The sequence below is a fragment of the Veillonella sp. VA142 genome (assembly GCF_003992135.1).
Lineage (GTDB): Bacteria > Bacillota > Negativicutes > Veillonellales > Veillonellaceae > F0422.
The window spans coordinates 1-18,225 of the sequence record NZ_RQVN01000008.1 but is presented as its reverse complement, the minus strand read 5'-3'; the positions used below and the strand labels follow the sequence as shown (position 1 = coordinate 18,225).

The following is an 18,225-nucleotide window of genomic DNA, read 5'->3' as shown; positions in this document are numbered from 1 at the left end:
TTTCAAAGGTGGAAATGGTATAATAAAGTGCTAAGATATATGATAGAAATGGAATTTTGGAGTTGACGATGGCAGAGGAAAAGAAAGATAAGTCCTCACGAGGAGGACGAAAGACACAATCGAAACGCTCTACTTCCCTAAAGGAAGGTAAAACCGATAAGACGAAAAACGCCAAGATACAGACGAAAGGTATTCGGAACGAGATTAAAGGTCTTGTTCTTATGGGATTTGCCATACTAGCTCTAATAGGTATGGCTGGAGTAGAAACTGGAACATGGGGTAGTATCATTAGTGGCATTTTTTCCTATGGTTTTGGCCTAGGTGGATGGGTTGTAGCACTATGGGTCCTCTATAATGGTTGGTGTTGGCTATATAAAGGTTCATTAGCAGTAATTACAAGAAAAGGGCTGTTATATACAGGATTGCTATTTGTTGTATTAGTACAATTGGTATTGTGGAAGGTAAATAGTGGCGACGAGTTAAGTACTACTACAGTGGCTGAAAATGGTGGCGTAGTTGGTGGTCTATTAGGGGCTCTGTTCAGAAATTTAGTAGGAGATATCGGAGGTATTTTACTATCTGCGATCATAGGCCTTGCCTGTATATTAGGAATTACAAAATTATCGCTACGAGAAGGATTACATAAAGCAAAGGATAAGGCGAGTGTGGGCCTTGAAATAGCACAAGAAAAAGCAACAGAAACAGCTAGTGCCATCCGTGAACAAGTGCATGAATGGCAAGAGGAATGGCGGGAAGAGCGTCGTAAAGCGTATGATCGTGAAAAGGATACGAGGTATCCTAAAGGAGAAGAACCATCTGATGAAATAGAATTGGAACTAGATACGGCTATGGAAACTCAGGACGCACTGGATAACGCCACGGCGGTAGAAGTATCGGAACCTAGTGTAGATACTACAGAGTCTATACCACAATCAGAAGTAATAGAGCCTAGTGAGGACGTAATACTAGTACCATCGGTTGTTGATGAATACGAGGATGAAAAAGAGTATATTCCTGAACCTCAACTTCATGAAGATGAAGTGGTGACTAGTAAATCTGAAGTAGAATCAGTAGAGTCCTCTCCAATGGTAGATTGTGAAGAAGAGTCTATAGAGGATACGCCATTGCACGATGCATCAGGAGATATTTATTCTACAGATGTAGATGAAGAATCCTATTTGACAGAGGGATCTACTAAACTAGATCCAATAACTCCCCCATCATTTTTACAAACTACTAACTATGTAGAACCTTTAGTAGAAGTGCCTACTATTGAAACTACGAAAGAAGATACGGCGGCAGTAGCTGTGAATACGGATGGTGTGGCTCGCCCTAGAACGATAGAAAAACCTTACCAATATCCACCGTTGACGATGCTTTCACAGGGAAAATCGAACCCTGTTACTAGTGAAGAAGTGGCGCATAATGCAGTCTTGTTAGAAGAAACATTGGATAATTTTGGTATTACAGCAAAAGTAGTGAATGCTACACAAGGACCAACGGTAACACGTTATGAATTAGAACCGGCGAAAGGTACAAAAGTAAGTCGTATTATGGGCTTACAGGATGATTTGAAAATGAGCTTGGCAGCCGTTGATATTCGTATGGAAGCGCCTATACCAGGAAAATCTGCAGTAGGCATTGAAATCCCTAATAAAAATGTATCCGCTGTTCATTTACGAGATGTGTTAGATTGTGAAGAGTTTCAGCAAGCTAGTGGTGGTATTCCGGTAGGACTTGGTAAAGACATTGCAGACATGCCAGTCATAACGGATTTAGCTAAAATGCCTCACTTATTGGTGGCAGGTTCTACGGGTTCTGGTAAATCAGTTTGTGTGAATACATTGATTTCTAGTATTTTATTTAGCCGTAAGCCAGATGAAGTGAAATTGATTTTAGTAGACCCTAAAATGGTAGAGTTATCTGTGTATAATGGTATTCCTCATTTGATGTTACCTGTGGTAACGGATATGAATAAGGCGGCTGCCGTATTACGGTGGGCAGTTCGTGAAATGGATGCTCGCTATATGACATTAGCTACAGCGGGCGTGCGGAATGTGGCTAGCTATAATAAGCAAAACCCGACCAAATCTATGCCCCTCATTTTGATTATTATCGATGAGTTAGCTGATTTGATGATGACTAATCCAGATGTGGAAGAGTCTATTGATCGTTTGGCGGCAAAAGCACGTGCAGCAGGGATTCATATGGTGTTGGCAACGCAACGTCCATCAGTGGATGTAATTACAGGCAAAATTAAAGCGAATGTGCCGAGTCGTATTGCGTTCACAGTGGCTACACAAATTGATTCTCGTACTATTCTTGATCAAGCAGGAGCGGAACGCCTTTTAGGACGTGGTGATATGTTATTCAATCCAATTGGAGCGAATAAACCAATTCGTATTCAAGGAGCTTTCATCTCTGATGAAGAAGTGGAAGAATTGATTGCGTTTGTAAAAGGACAAGGTCAGCCAGAATACGATGAAGTGATGATGGCTGAAACGGATAAAGGAGCGGAAAGTTCAGATACGATAAGTAATGATGAGGAACAGGATGAACTGTTGGAACGAGCGGTACAAATTGTACTGGAGCAACGCAGTGCATCGGCCTCAATTTTGCAACGTAGATTACGAGTAGGGTTTTCTAGAGCCGGTCGTTTAATCGATACTATGCAAGATATGAAAATTATTGGACCTCCTACGAATAGCAGTAAAGGTCGAGATATTTTAATGGGAGAAGATCAAATTCGAGAATTGTACTTCCCAAATTTTACAGTAGATTAGAGTAGTGTGCCATTTGCGTTATGTAAATGGCACCTATATGTATAGGAGGTTCTATGGCATCGATTGGCGAAGAACTTAAACGCGAGCGTCAACGGCGCGGTTTAACATTAGAACAAGTACGAGATGTATTACATATAAAAGTAGCTTACCTGCATGCCTTGGAGCATGATGAATTTAATCGTATTCCAGGAAACGTGTACATCAAAGGGTTCATCAAAAATTATAGTGAATTATTGGGCTTAGATAGCCGGCGATTGGTGGACACCTTCAAAAATAAAATGGGAGAATCCTTGACAATACCAAAACGTAGAGTGGTATCAAAAGAACCAGATAAGAATGATGCTTTCCGAGAGCAGGAATTGATTGAGGCTCCGAAACAACGGCTAACCTATGAAAGTCGCAAGGCAAAACGACAAAAAACAATGATGATAGAACGATTTGTAGTAGGTGGTATTTTGCTACTCATCATTCTGTTTTTAGGTTGGCTATTTTTCGTGTAATACAGTATAAGGAATACTATGAAAGAACAATATTTAATTACTACAAAAGCAGAAATGGACGAACGAGGGTGGGTAGAGCTTGACTTTGTTATTATTAGTGGAGATGCCTATGTGGACCATCCTTCTTTTGCGCCTACTGTGATTGGTAGATTATTAGAGTCCTATGGATACCGAGTCGGTATCATAGCCCAACCAGATTGGAATGATGTGAATGCCTTTAAGGTCTTGGGAAAACCTAGGTTAGCATCCTTAGTGACAGCAGGTAATCTAGATAGTATGCTGAATAAATTTACAGCAGCCAAGAAATATCGCCGTATAGATGGGTATTCTCCAGGTGGTGAATCTGGACGTCGCCCAGACCGAGCCACTGTGGTGTATGCCAATCGTATGCGAGAGGCTTTTAAAGGGGTACCTGTTATCATCGGTGGCATTGAAGCTAGCTTGCGAAGATTTGCTCATTATGACTATTGGTCAGATACGGTGCGCCGATCTATTTTGCTGGATAGTAAAGCAGATGTCCTCATCTATGGTATGGGGGAAAAGCAAATTCGTGAAATTGCAGAGGCTATAGATAAAAATCAATTACAAGACCGATTACCTGTTATCAAAGGAATTTGTTACATTACCAACTCTGTACCAGAGAATGCTATTGAATGTCCATCTTATGAAGCTATAGCTGCTGATAAAGAAGTCTTTGCCAAAGCTTTTAAAATACAATTTGATGAGCAAGATCCATATTATGGAAAAACAGTGGCTCAAGGGCATGGCAATCGATATATTGTACAGAATAGTCCAGCCTTACCATTAACACAGGAAGAAATGGACCATGTTTATAGCTTGCCCTATACGAGAAAATGGCACCCTATGTATGATGCGGCTGGTGGGGTACCTGCTTTAGCGGAAGTGCAGTTTAGTATTACCAGTCATCGAGGCTGTTTTGGTAGTTGTTCCTTTTGCGCTATCACAAGTCATCAAGGACGGATTATTCAAAATCGCAGCCATCAGTCGATCTTAGACGAGGCCCACCGTATGACTACCATGGATGGATTTAAAGGATATATTCACGATGTAGGTGGTCCTACGGCAAACTTTCGCCATGTAGCCTGTGAAAAACAGTTGAAAGTCGGTGCCTGTAAGGGGAAAACATGTGCTGCGCCTAAAGCATGTCCTCAGTTAAACACAAATCATGATGACTATGTGAATATTTTGCGAAAAGTGCGTAATGTAAAAGGTGTGAAAAAAGTATTTGTTCGATCTGGATTGCGGTATGACTATGTATTAGATGATGATAATAAAGACTTTGTTCGAGAGTTGTGTGAATATCATGTGAGTGGTCAATTAAAGGTGGCCCCTGAACATGTGTCTGAACATGTAACAACCATCATGGGGAAAGCCAATAAAAGTTACTTCTTAAAGTTTAAATCTTGGTTTGATGAGGCAAATCGTAAATTAGGTAAACAACAATTTTTGGTACCTTACTTTATGAGTTCGCATCCAGGTTGTACATTAGAAGATGCTATTGAATTAGCAGAGTTTTTGAGAGATCAAAATATGACTCCAGAACAGGTACAAGATTTTATACCTACCCCAGGAAGCTTATCGACTGCTATGTATTATACGGGACTCAATCCGCTCACAGGTGAGCCTGTATATGTAGCTAAAAAAGGCAGAGATAAGGCTATGCAACGGGCTTTGATGCAATATAAACGAGAAGAAAATTACGACTTAGTCAAAGAAGCCTTAATCAAAGCGGATCGTAGAGATTTAATCGGGTTTGGACCCTTATGCTTGATTCCACCACGCAATATAAAACGAAACACGCCGAAGCCTAATGGCGGTAAATCTTCAGCTAAAGGTGGAGTAAAACCAGTAGGTAGAAGACAAGAACCTATACAAGGGGGACAACGTGCAAATGGTGGTTCTAAAATTGGTATAGAATATCGAAAAAATAAAGGAATGAAAAAAAGGAGTTTTGATTAGATATCTCTAATAGGTAAAGGAGGTGAATCTATGAAACGGTTACGATTACTCATGGTGTATATATTGCTTGTCGTAGGCATGTTTAGCTTAGGTCAGTGGATCAATGACTTGAAACAAGATCAAGCTGATCGATTAGTAATTCCTACGAGAGCAGAAATTATTATTTACACGGATGGAAATCCTGAACTTATGACGGCTATTGGACAAGCCTATGAAAAAGAAGCCCAAGTGAAAGTTCATGTGATTCCTATACCACCAAACCAAATGGGTATTCGCTTAGCCTTGCCAGAGGGAGAACAGCAAGGAGATATTGTGATTTCTACAAAATTAAACCTCGGTGAAGGGGTTGAGCATGGGGCCTTTCGTAGATTACCAGTTTCTTTGACCAGTAAGGTCGATACAGCTTTCCATGGGCCTGATGAGCAATGGATAGGAATATGGTATGATCCCTATGTATTTGCATTACACAATGATTTCTACAGCCATCAAGGTAAATATGTGAACACATGGTTTTCCTTGGCCTACACTGGACCTTGGCGTGTAACGATGACCGATTTTGTAGCTGATGAAGCGTCGATTACCTTATTGAATACCTTTGGGGCTATCTATGGTTTAGATGGTGCTATCTCCTATTTTGATAGTTTGAGACCTCGTATTGTGCAACATGCAAAAGCGTTGCCTTCCGCTGTACGAATGTCGGCGATTGGAGATGTGCAGGTTAGTGTAGGACATTATTCGGATGCTAAATTGTATGAGGTTCATAAATATCCAGTGACCATTCTATATCCTAGGGAGGGGACTCCGTATGATATGATGGGCGTAGGGATTTTGAAAGGGTCTAGTAATGTCGGTGAAAGTGAGGCTTTTGTAAGTTGGCTACTTTCAGAGCGAGTACAAGCCGTATTAAAAATAGAGGATACATACTATTTGCCAACTATAGAAACGGTGAAGTCTCAAAAAGATCGACAAGGTAATCACCTTTTTTTATGGAATGTAGGGATTGTAAAAGAAGAGCAAGATAAAATATTACAAGAATGGATACGACAAGTGCGTTTTAGAAAGGATACACCATGAGTAAGTTGTTAGGTTATATTAGTTTAGGTTGCGCCAAGAATTTGGTGGATACAGAGGTGATGCTAGGAGCTTTACAAGATAATGGATATGAAATCACAGAAAAGTTAGAAACAGCAGAAATCATCATTATTAATACCTGCACGTTTATCGAGAAAGCAAAAGAAGAATCGATTAATACCATATTAGAGGCTGGTCAATATAAACAATATGGGGACTGTAAAGGGCTTATTGTAGCAGGCTGTTTAAGTCAGCAATACCAAGAAGAATTATTTACGGAAATTCCAGAAATTGATGCACTTATTGGTACAGGATCTTGGAATCGTATTATGGAAGCTGTGGAAGCCATTCAACAAGGACAACGTATCTGCATCATGGATAGTATGACAAATATGTATGATGAAGGTATGCCACGGATGATGACAACACCAGATTACAGTGCATATGTAAAGATTTCTGAAGGATGTAATAATGGCTGTACTTTCTGTATCATTCCTAAGGTGCGTGGGGCCTATCGCAGTCGCTCTATAGAGTCTATTGAACGAGAAGTGCAACAGCTAGCAGAAGCAGGCGTGAAAGAAGTGGTGTTGATTGCACAAGATACTACGTACTATGGGGCAGATTTGAACAATGGTACGCCGTTGATTTCAGAGTTGTTGAAACGATTGGCAAAAATTGAAGGCATCGAATGGATTCGTATGTTGTATTTGTATCCAAAACACTTCTCTGATGAATTGTTAGAAACAATCATGACGGAGCCAAAGGTGTGTAAGTATATTGATATGCCACTACAGCATATTAACAATACTGTATTACAACGTATGAATCGTAAAGATACGAGGGAAAATATTGAAGCCTTGTTACATAAAATTCGCGATCGTAGTGAGCATATTACGCTTCGTACCTCCCTTATTGTAGGGTTCCCTGGAGAAACGGAAGAACAGTTTCAAGAATTGGCAGATTTTGTAAAAGATATCCGATTTGACCACATGGGCGTATTTACCTATTCCCAAGAGGATGGTACACCAGCGGGCATGATGGAGGAGCAGATCCCAGAGGAAGTGAAAGAAGAACGATACCATACATTGATGGTTATTCAAGCACAAGTCTCAGAGGAACATAACCGAGATTTAGAGGGAACAGTTCATCAAGGTATGATAGAATCTATCGATGAAGTAGAGCCAGGTAAGTTTTTGGCACGAGGACGTTTACAAATGCAGGCTCCAGATGTAGATGGCAACATGTATGTAGAAGATGTAACAGGACTTTCTGAAGGTGATATTGTGACTGTAAAAGTATCACAAGGTTTCGCCTATGATGTGGTAGTGGAAACTGTATAGGATGGTGATAGCATGATCGTAGAATTAATCTCTACAGGATCGGAATTATTACTAGGACATATTGTGAATACAAATGTAAAATGGCTTAGTGAAGAACTAAACAATCGAGGCTATTCTGTGTCATACCAAACGACGGTAGGTGACAATCCTGAACGCATGAAAGAAGTTTTTCAGAGAGCAGGAGAACGAGCAGATATTGTGATTAGTTCTGGAGGTTTAGGCGCTACTCAAGGAGATATTACTCGAAAATCTTTGGCAGATGCCTTGAGATTGCCTTTGGTATTTCATGAAGAAGCAGGTCGAGAGGTAGATTCCTTTTATGAGAAACAAGGACGGGTAAAACCTTACGAATCTGATCGAGATAGATATTTACCAGAAGGAGCGAAGGTACTACATAATCCAGTAGGTGTGGCACCAGCAGTGGTAGTGGAACAAGATAACACAGTATATATTTTGTTACCAGGGCCTCCCTCAGAATTGCAAGGAACGTTTACAGATAGTGTTAGTCCTTTTCTAGAACAACGCTTTGGGAAGCAAGGAATTATCTATTCTGAGCGCTATGCTGTGTATGGGTATCGTGAAATGCAATTAGAGACTCTATTGCAAGACATAATTCAGAACCAGCAGAACCCAACCATAGCACTGTTGATCAAATCAGGATACATTGAAATTCGTTTAACTGCAAAAGGAGAGTCAAAAGCAAACTGTCAGGAAATACTAGGCCCATGGAAGAGTATCCTATTAGAACGATTGGAAGATATCCGTAGTTTAGATACATCGGTATTGGAAGACTTTCATAAGGTGGCGTTAGAAGCAGGAATTACTATAGGAACTGCTGAATCTTGTACAGGCGGCTTAGTAGGAAAAACATTGACTGACTTAGGTGGTAGTAGTGGATATTACTATGGTGGTATTATTTCTTATGCAAATGCAGTGAAAGAACAAGTATTAGGCGTATCATCGGAGACATTAGCAACACATGGTGCTGTCAGTGAAGAAACAGCTAAGGAAATGGTAGAAGGTGTATTTCGTGTATTACGTACAGACTACGCCATTGCGACCACAGGAATAGCTGGTCCAGGTGGTGGCAGTCAGAAAAAACCAGTAGGACTTGTGTATATCGGCATTGGTACACCACGAGGGATTACTGTACATAAAGAAATATTTATAGGAAATCGTACTAGTATCCGTCAAAGTGTAGCGGAACGAGCGATTCAATATATATATAAAGAATTAATAGAAAGGTAGAACAATGGCAAAGGATAAAGCAAAAGAAGCAGCAATTGATATGAAAAGCGGATCTCAAGAAGATCGTATGAGAGCCTTAGAAGGGGCTTTAAAACAAATTGAAAAAGATTTCGGACAAGGTGCAATCATGCGCATGGGCGAAGCAGCTGATAAAATGAACATTGAAGTCATCTCTACAGGTGTATTGGCGTTGGACTTGGCAGTCGGTGTAGGTGGATTCCCACGTGGCCGTATTATTGAAATCTATGGTCCAGAGTCTTCAGGTAAAACTACAGTGGCTTTACATGCAGCAGCAGAAGCACAACGCAATGGTGGGGTTGTTGCCTTCATCGATGCAGAACATGCGTTGGATCCAGTGTATGCGAAAAAATTAGGTGTAGACATCAATAGTTTGTTGATTTCTCAACCAGATAATGGTGAACAGGGTTTGGAGATTACAGAGGCATTGGTTCGCTCTGGTGCAGTAGACTTAATCGTTGTGGACTCCGTAGCGGCCTTAACACCTAAAGTAGAGATTGATGGTGAAATGACAGATGCTCACGTTGGGGTACATGCGCGTTTGATGAGTAAAGCATTGCGTAAATTAACAAGCTCCATCAGTAAAACTAGAACGGTTATTATCTTTATTAACCAATTGCGTGAAAAAGTGGGCGTTATGTTTGGCAACCCAGAAACAACGACTGGTGGCCGTGCCTTAAAATTCTACTCTACTATTCGTTTAGATGTACGTAAAGGGGAAGCGTTGACATCTGCGAAGGAACATGTAGGCAATCGTACAAAAGTAAAAGTTGTGAAAAATAAAGTAGCCCCTCCATTCAAAGTGGCAGAATTTGATTTAATGTTTGGGGAAGGCGTTTCCTACGAAGGTACGTTGATTGACATCGGTGCCAATATTGAGGTCATCAAAAAATCTGGCGCTTGGTATTCCTATAATGGAGAACGCATGGGTCAAGGTAAAGAGGCAGCTAAAGTATTCTTGAAAGAAAATCCTCAAATTGCGCAAGAAATTGATTCTATCATTCGCGATACATTAGCGGCAGAACCGTTGAATGTACTTGGTCATGATGAAGAAGTAGATGACGTATCGACTACAGAAACAGCGGATATGGAATAATGGCGTTTCGTACATCGAAAGAACAGGATTGGACACTTGCATCCGCTATGGAACAAGCTTTGAGACTATTAGGACCACGGTCCTTAAGCACCGTAGAGTTAAGACGTAAATTGTCACAACGTTCTGTGCCTAGTGAATTAATTCATGATGTAGAAGAAAAACTGTTGGAGCTCTCCTATTTAGACGATGAGGAATTATCGGAAGAAGCTCTGCGTGCCTATATGGAGGCAGAAAAGTATAGTACCTATTACATTCGTGAAAAAATGCGAGAACGAGGTCTTGATGTATCTTATGCGTTAGATGACTATGATGAATGGTCGGTGGCGGTGAAGCTGTTAGAGCAACGGTTTCACATATCTGATGAAGATCGGTTAGTGGCTATCGAAGAGGGTGAAGAAGCTAAGTTTAGTAAGAAAAAAATAATTTATTTTTTGAAGAATCGTGGATTCGCTGTAAGCACGATCCAATCGATCTGTTCTGAATGGAGCCCCTACTTAGAGTAGGGGCTTTGTCTTGACATTCCACGGTGTATGAACTAAAATTAAAATAGCCTTAATAATAAGCAAAATAAAATTTAAAAGCAAAATGGGCGAGAAACCGGGGAAGCGGATGTATCGACTTCTCCTTTTTTTATGCAAGTGGGAGGTGAACACGATTTTAGAATACAGTATTATTGCCGTAGTCATGGTATTAATTGGTCTTGGCGTAGGCTATGTATTGCGTCGCAATATTGCAGAAGGTAAGTTAAACAAAGCGGAAACAGAAGCTGCACGTATTGTTGCTGATGGCGAACGCTTAGCGGAGTCTAAGAAAAAAGAGGCATTACTGGAAGCAAAAGAAGAAATTCATAAATTGCGTGCTGATGTAGATAAAGAAAATCGCGATAGACGTAATGAATTACAACGCCTTGAACGACGTATTTTACAAAAAGAAGAGCAATTAGACAAAAAACTAGACAGTATTGAACGTAAAGAGGAGTCCTTGCACCACAAGGAGCGCAATCTAGAAAAAGCAGAAGAAAAAATCGAAGCGTTGCATCAACAACAAATGGAAGAGTTAGAACGCATTTCTAGCTTAACATTTGATGAAGCAAAACAAATTTTACTAACAAAAGTAGAACAAGAGATTCGTCACGATACTGCTGTGATGCTTAAAGATCTTGAGCAACAGGCAAAAGAAGAGGCGGAAAAGAATGCACGAGAAATTATCTCTATGGCGATTCAACGATGTGCAGCTGATCATGTAGCAGAATCTACAGTATCAGTTGTAACCTTGCCAAATGATGAAATGAAAGGCCGTATTATTGGACGTGAAGGACGTAATATTCGTGCTTTAGAAACATTGACGGGTATTGATTTAATTATTGACGATACACCAGAAGCAGTTATTTTATCTGGATTTGATCCTATTCGTCGCGAAGTAGCACGAATTGCCTTAGAAAAACTAATTGTAGATGGACGTATCCATCCAGCTCGTATCGAGGAAATGGTTGAAAAAGCACGCCGTGAGGTGGAAACAACCATAAAAGAAGCTGGCGAACAGGCTACTTTTGAAGCGGATGTACATGGTTTACATCCAGAAGTGATTCGTATTTTAGGTAGACTAAAATATCGTACTAGTTATGGACAGAATGTATTAAAACATTCTGTAGAAGTATCTCATTTGGCAGGTATGATGGCAGCAGAATTAGGCTGTGATGTTGTACTGGCTAAGCGAGGCGGTTTATTACATGATTTGGGCAAAGCCTTAACACATGAAATTGAAGGATCTCACGTAGAAATTGGCGTAGATCTTGCTAAAAAATATCATGAAAGTGTATTGGTACAAAATTGTATTGGTGCTCATCATGGTGATGAAGAGTTTAAATCTGTAGAGGCTGTGTTGGTAGCGGCAGCAGATGCTATTTCTGCAGCACGACCAGGAGCTAGACGCGAAACATTAGAAAATTATTTAAAACGATTATCTAAGTTGGAAGAAATCGCTGAATCTTTTGAAGGCGTTGAAAAATGCTTTGCTATCCAAGCAGGTCGAGAGATTCGCGTTATGGTAAAACCAGATAAAGTGGATGATGTAGAAGCGAACTTATTAGTACGTGACATCATTAAACGAATCGAAAACGAATTAGAATATCCAGGACAAATTAAAGTTGTGGTTATTCGCGAAACACGAGTCGTAGATTACGCGAAAAAATAGTCTACATAAGTGGTTGGAGCAGCCATTGGCTGCTCTAACTTCTTTTTTTTCACACTATATATGAATTGCATATATAGCGTGAAGAAAAAGAAAGTATCTCCAAGTAGGAGTTTTTTTGTTTGTGTAGAATAATATAGATAGAGAACGTATACATAAACGTTATATTTTAAAGAATACACTGTAGTACATAGCTTAGGGGAGTGACATGAGCAAGTTTTTCGATGATGATATAATTGAACAAGTCAAAAATGCCAATGATATTGTATCTGTCATTTCTGAGCATATTCCATTGAAGAAGAAGGGGAAAAATTATTGGGGTTGTTGTCCATTTCATAATGAAAAGACACCTTCCTTTAGTGTAACCCCTGAAAAGGGCTTTTTTTACTGCTTTGGCTGTCGAGAATCGGGGAATGTCATCAGCTTTTTGATGAAGTACGATAATTTGACTTTCCCAGAGGCTATTGAGCGTTTAGCAACTCGTGCTAATATTGTATTGCCAGAACGTACTGTATCTTCAGCTGAGCGGAAACGTATGGCTCATCTGGAATCTATGTATGAAGTGAATGAACTAGCTACGAATTTCTTTCACAATTGTTTGGTGAAAACAGAGTTGGGGAAAGAAGGATTAGACTACTTGTTAAGGCGTGGTCTATCGATGGAGACTATTACTAAGTTTCGTTTAGGATTTGCTCCAGATGGATGGGATAAGTTATACAATGCCTTTATAGGACGCGGGGTAGATCCTAGTCTGTTATTAGAATTAGGTCTGTGCCGTAAAAATGAACAAGGTAAACTGTATGACTATTTTAGAAAGCGCGTGATGTTTCCCATTATGGATGGAAAGGGACGTGTATTAGGTTTCGGAGGTCGTGTTCTTGACGATAGTAATCCGAAATATTTGAACTCTCCAGAAACGGAAATATTTAATAAAGGTCATCTATTATTTGCTTTTTATCAATCCTATCGTAGCATTCGTGAAAGGAAACAAGCCGTCCTCGTAGAGGGATATATGGACGTATTGAGTTGTCATAATGCAGGAATTACGAATGTAGTGGCATCGCTAGGCACCGCCTATACGAAAGATCATGGCCGGCTGTTGATGCGTCAGGCAGAGGAAGTTGTCCTTGCCTATGATATGGATGGAGCTGGTCGTACAGCGGCTAAGAGAGCTATCGAGTTATTGCAAAATACGGAATTTTCTGTTAAGGTAGTATCTATGCCTGATGGAAAAGATCCAGATGATTTTATTAAAAATCACGGACCTCAAGCGTGGCAAGAATTAGTAGATACATCGCCAAGAGATTTTGAGTTTTTATTAAATGAAAGTTTGAGTCGTCACGATACGAATTCAGTAGAAGGAAAGAGGGCTGTCTTGGCAGATATATTTCCTTTTATTGCAGGGCATGAAAGTCAAGTACAGCGTGATGAATATTTAAAAGCTCTGGCATTACCATTATGGTTAGATGTGAGTACTATCATTACTTACTTTAGACAATTTCTTCGACAAGGAAATATAGAATTAAAAGAACAGGCTATAAACATGCCTAAAGAGACTTTCACAGACGAAGAAGAATTGCTGTATTGGGTAGGTAAGGATACTGATATATACACCTTGGTGAGCCAATATATAGGTGTAGAAGATTTTACACATCCTATGTACAGTGCCTATTATGAAAAGATAGGCACTTTGGTAGCTAATGGTGAAAGTTTATCAGATGTTTTATTGGAGGAATCCTTAGATGCTGAATCTTGGCATATGTTTGGAAAATGGTCAGTTTTGATTGAGCGAGAAATGAATGAGGAACTATTGCATAATTTGATTCGAAGTGTGCGATTAAAATCTCTTCGCAATCAATATAAGGAACATAGTCGACTAGCAGATCAATTGAGCCGCTCAAATGATCCTAGATTTATAGAAGAATTACGAATGTGTCAGGATTTACAAGAATTGATTAAACAGTGGTCTTGATGTAGTGAAAGGAAGAGCACAGTGGCAAAGAAGAAAAAACAATCGCAAGTGCAAGATATTATAGCGAGTTTATTAGAAGAAGCTAAACAAGATGGTGTCATTACGTCAAAACAAATTTCTGATGCACTTTCAGAACAAATGGAAGTGACAGCAGAACAGTTAGATAGCATGTATGCAGTGTTTAATAATCTAAATATCGAAGTCATTCAAGATGATGAACATGATTCAGGAAGTGGGTTGCCAATGCATGGTGATGAATTGTTGGATAAAGAGCTTGAAGTCGAAGTAGATGTAGATGTAGATGTAGATGTGGAACATTTGAGTAGCGATATTGATATCACTGAGGAAGATGATGAGGAGGAAAAAGAGATTAATCTTGACTTGTCGATTCCTGAGGGTATGAATATCGATGATCCAGTGCGCATGTACTTGAAAGAAATTGGACGTGTTCCACTGTTATCTGGTGATGAAGAAATTGTTTTGGCACAGCAAATTGAAGCAGGTAACCAAGAAGGTGCTTCTTATAAAGAGGTGCGCTTAGGGAATAGTGCGAAGCAAAAATTGATTGATGCTAACTTGCGTCTTGTAGTTAGTATTGCGAAACGCTATGTAGGACGTGGTATGTTGTTCTTGGATTTGATTCAAGAAGGTAACTTGGGACTTATCAAAGCGGTTGATAAATTTGACTATACTAAAGGATATAAATTCTCTACCTATGCGACATGGTGGATTAGACAAGCTATTACAAGAGCCATTGCTGATCAAGCTAGAACCATTCGTATTCCTGTACATATGGTGGAAACGATTAATAAATTGGTGCGTATTCAACGTCAATTATTACAAGATTTAGGTCGTGAACCAAGTCCTGAAGAGATTGCAGAAGGTATGGGGATTACGGTAGAACGAGTCCGTGAGATTCAAAAGATTTCTCAAGAGCCAGTTTCCTTGGAAACGCCAATTGGGGAAGAAGAAGATTCCCATTTAGGTGACTTTTTAGAAGATAAAGATGCAGTAGCACCAGATGATGCGGCTAGCTTTATTTTGTTACGTGAGCAAATCGTGGAAGTATTCAGTTGCTTAACAGATCGAGAACAACAAGTACTAGAATTACGGTTTGGTTTGAAGGATGGTAAACCACGTACACTGGAAGAAGTAGGTCAATTCTTTAATGTAACACGAGAACGGATTCGTCAAATTGAAGGAAAAGCCTTAACGAAATTACGCAATCGTGGTAAACGAGATAAAATTAAAGATTTCTTATAATACCGGGAATTACATAATATACGGGTGTTGCCATAAGTGAGATCTGTAACGGACTTAGATTGCGGGGCAGTTTGTTATTGTCTCACTTAGTAACCTATAGATAGAGGAAAGTTGATGATTTTGTTCGACTTTCCTCTGGTTTATATGGCGTTATAGCATGGCATTTTCTTTGTATGGTAGAATGAAAAAATAGATATACTTATGCATAGAAATTTTATAAAAAATACTTGCTATTTCATAATTGTATGGTATAATTTATGTATAAATAACCATAAGTAGTGAATATATTGTGGGAGGTAATTATGATTAGTATGAAAAAGCTAGGCCTTATCTTATGTACGGCTGTTCTTAGTGTAGGTTTACTAGCTGGTTGTGGTAGTGATAAAAAAGAAGCGCAATTAACACAAACAGCAGGGGTGTTGAAAGTTGGTTCTGAAACCACATTCCCTCCATTTGAGTTTGCAGAAGAAAACACGAATAAATACATTGGATTCGATGTGGATTTAAGTGAAGAAATAGCAAAACGTTTAGGCTTAAAACTAGAGTTTGTAAGCATGGGATTTGATGCGTTGATTCCAGCCACACAATCTGGCAATATCGATATGATCGCAGCGGGCATCAATTCTACACCAGAACGTGAAAAAGCATTGACATTCTCTGATCCATACTTCAAAGAAGGCGGTTTCATCACTGTCGTTCGTAAAGACAATACAGACATCAAAAAAATGGATGACCTTGCAAATAAACGTGTAGGTGTTCAAATTGGTACAGTGCCTGTGGAAATGGCCAAAGCAATTCCTGGTACAGATGTAAAAGAAATGGATTCTAATAGTAATATCTTTATGGCATTACAAGCAGGCACAATTGATGGTGCTATCATCGACCAAGCTGTAGCTATGTACTACTTGAAACAAGGTGCGGACAAAGATCTTAAATTGGTAGGAGAAGGCACACCGGCGCCTCCAACCGTATTAGGATTCAATAAATCTAATACAGCATTACGTGACAAAGTTAATGAAGCTTTGAAAGCAATGCGTGAAGATGGAACGTATCAAAAAATTTACGATAAGTGGTTCGCAAAATAGTTCTGCTATGTAGCCTGTAGCGATTTTAACTGAATATTGCAAAGGGAAGAGCACGGTATACTCCTCACAAACGGTATTTCATAATGTTTATTCGGAGCACACCGTGCTCTTCTTGTGTTTGTATAATTTAGCTAGTAAGGGTCGCTACAAGGCTACTACGCATAAGGGTCTTGCTCAGGGGTGGGGGGGATGTGGAAGAGCACGGTATACTCTTCACAAACGGTATTTCATAATGTATCGTCTCTTGTAATGCTATGTACTCTGTGGCGGCTATAAGAAAATATGGTAAAGGGAAGCGAGCAACACATTCCTTCACAAACGGTATTTCATAATGTTTGTTCAGGAACATGTTGCTCGTTTCTGGCATTTTTATAATTCAGCTAGTAAGGGTAGCCACAAGGCTATTACGCATGACTGCGTTCCTCAGAGAGTTATAGTGTATGTGCTAGTTTAATATATTCCCGGATGCGTTCGCAAGAGTTGTGGAAGGCTTTTTGTTCGTTAGCGGTTAGGTGTAACTCCAAGATGTCTTCGATACCATTTTTGCCGATGATGGCAGGAACGGAGGCAAAGACATTGTGTTCGCCGTATTCGCCTTCTAGTTTGCAGGATAGAGGTAATACTTTTTGTTCATCGTGGAAGTAAGCTCGGATGATTTCTGTAACGGATGCAGCGATACCAAATTCTGTGGATCCTTTGCCAATGAGGACTAGGTAGCCACCGTATTTCATTTGCTCTACTACGGCATCTTCGTCAAATGTTGGGAATCGGTGAGGAAGTTCTTGTTGGAGTTCTTTCAAAGGTTTGCCAGATACAGTGACGTGAGACCAAGGAACCATAGCGCTGCCACCATGTTCGCCCATAGCGTAGCAAGATAATGAGCGACGATGTACATGGATTTGTTCAGCAACTAGTCGTTGTAAACGAGCGGAGTCTAAGGATGTACCTGAAGAGATAATTTTATGTTTTGGGTAGTCTAAATATTCTTGTACATAGGCGGCTACTACGTCAGCAGGATTAGAAATGCTAACGATAAAACCGTTGAAGCCAGAGGCTTTCACTCGAGGTAAAAATTCACATAATACTTCTATGGTAGAGCCTAGTGTATCTAGTCGATCTTGTTCTGGGGATGGTAGTGGACCAGCAGAAATAACAAGAATATCGCAGTTTCCGATATCTTCAGGTTCGCAAGCGATAGCTTCTACACGATGTGGTAAGTAACTTACGGCATCATTAATATCGGTGGCTTGGGCAATAGCTTTATCTTTGTCGATGTCCACCATGTATAATTGGTCGACCTCACCTTGGGTAGCCAAAGAAAATGCCACATGGGAGCCCACATGACCAGTGCCGATGATGGCAACTTTACGTAATTCTATAGACATAGTAATCCTCCTATTTTAAAAATTGAAAGTAAGCTATTAAATCGTAATATGTACTAGGATAAAACTTTTAAGAACTCACGTCAATACGTCACTTGTTTTGTTATGTAGCCTGTGACGATTTTGATTAAATATGGGAAAGGGAAGAGCACGGTATACTCCTCACAAACGGTATTTCATAATGTTTGTGAGGAGTATACCGTGCTGTTCTTGTTTTTTTGGCTCTTTGTCAAATGTGGGGGCTACTCATATAAAAAGTTCTTAGCGCTAGCTATTTAAATAGCTAGTGCTATTCTT

13 protein-coding genes are annotated in these 18,225 nt (G+C 39.8%); 12 read left to right on the top strand and 1 reads right to left on the bottom strand.

Features of this window, described 5'->3' with window-relative positions; all coding sequences use genetic code 11:
• The first annotated feature begins 68 nt into the window (after positions 1–68).
• From EO117_RS04545 to EO117_RS04490, 12 genes are all read left to right on the top strand, one after another.
• Positions 69–2,783 carry a DNA translocase FtsK gene (locus EO117_RS04545; protein ID WP_126939319.1) on the top strand — a complete coding sequence of 905 codons (2,715 nt, stop codon included), beginning with the start codon at positions 69–71 and terminating at the stop codon, positions 2,781–2,783.
• A 53-nt stretch (positions 2,784–2,836) separates the two neighbouring features.
• Complete coding sequence (locus tag EO117_RS04540) at positions 2,837–3,283, top strand: RodZ family helix-turn-helix domain-containing protein (protein WP_126939318.1); 447 nt, start codon at positions 2,837–2,839, stop codon at positions 3,281–3,283.
• An 18-nt stretch (positions 3,284–3,301) separates the two neighbouring features.
• Positions 3,302–5,263, top strand: coding sequence for a YgiQ family radical SAM protein (locus tag EO117_RS04535; RefSeq protein WP_126939317.1), 1,962 nt, complete (start codon positions 3,302–3,304; stop codon positions 5,261–5,263).
• Positions 5,264–5,293: 30 nt separating this feature from the next.
• Complete coding sequence (locus EO117_RS04530) at positions 5,294–6,337, top strand: ABC transporter substrate-binding protein (RefSeq protein WP_126939316.1); 1,044 nt, start codon at positions 5,294–5,296, stop codon at positions 6,335–6,337.
• Positions 6,334–7,674 carry a 30S ribosomal protein S12 methylthiotransferase RimO gene (gene rimO, locus EO117_RS04525; RefSeq protein WP_126939315.1) on the top strand — a complete coding sequence of 447 codons (1,341 nt, stop codon included), beginning with the start codon at positions 6,334–6,336 and terminating at the stop codon, positions 7,672–7,674. The genes EO117_RS04530 and rimO overlap by 4 nt, the downstream gene beginning before the upstream one ends.
• Positions 7,675–7,686: 12 nt before the next feature.
• Positions 7,687–8,922, top strand: a complete 1,236-nt coding sequence (locus tag EO117_RS04520) for a competence/damage-inducible protein A (protein ID WP_126939314.1) — start codon at positions 7,687–7,689, stop codon at positions 8,920–8,922.
• 4 nt (positions 8,923–8,926) lie between these two features.
• Positions 8,927–10,036 carry a recombinase RecA gene (gene recA, locus EO117_RS04515; RefSeq protein WP_371413077.1) on the top strand — a complete coding sequence of 370 codons (1,110 nt, stop codon included), beginning with the start codon at positions 8,927–8,929 and terminating at the stop codon, positions 10,034–10,036.
• Positions 10,036–10,539 (top strand): regulatory protein RecX, encoded by a 504-nt coding sequence (locus EO117_RS04510; RefSeq protein WP_126939313.1) that lies wholly within the window; start codon positions 10,036–10,038, stop codon positions 10,537–10,539. The genes recA and EO117_RS04510 overlap by 1 nt, the downstream gene beginning before the upstream one ends.
• A 142-nt stretch (positions 10,540–10,681) precedes the next feature.
• Positions 10,682–12,229: a ribonuclease Y gene (gene rny / locus EO117_RS04505; protein ID WP_256359680.1), complete on the top strand. Its 1,548-nt coding sequence runs from the start codon at positions 10,682–10,684 to the stop codon at positions 12,227–12,229.
• 205 nt (positions 12,230–12,434) lie between these two features.
• Positions 12,435–14,198 (top strand): DNA primase, encoded by a 1,764-nt coding sequence (gene dnaG / locus EO117_RS04500; protein WP_126939312.1) that lies wholly within the window; start codon positions 12,435–12,437, stop codon positions 14,196–14,198.
• A gap of 21 nt (positions 14,199–14,219) precedes the next feature.
• Positions 14,220–15,461 (top strand): RNA polymerase sigma factor RpoD, encoded by a 1,242-nt coding sequence (gene rpoD / locus EO117_RS04495; RefSeq protein ID WP_126939311.1) that lies wholly within the window; start codon positions 14,220–14,222, stop codon positions 15,459–15,461.
• A gap of 302 nt (positions 15,462–15,763) precedes the next feature.
• Positions 15,764–16,546: a basic amino acid ABC transporter substrate-binding protein gene (locus EO117_RS04490; RefSeq protein WP_126939310.1), complete on the top strand. Its 783-nt coding sequence runs from the start codon at positions 15,764–15,766 to the stop codon at positions 16,544–16,546.
• Between the two features lie 431 nt (positions 16,547–16,977).
• Here the strand turns inward: EO117_RS04490 and EO117_RS04485 are convergent, their stop codons facing one another.
• A complete protein-coding gene (locus EO117_RS04485; RefSeq protein ID WP_126939361.1) occupies positions 16,978–17,925 on the bottom strand; it encodes an L-lactate dehydrogenase in 948 nt (315 codons plus the stop codon).
• Between the last annotated feature and the right edge of the window lie 300 nt (positions 17,926–18,225).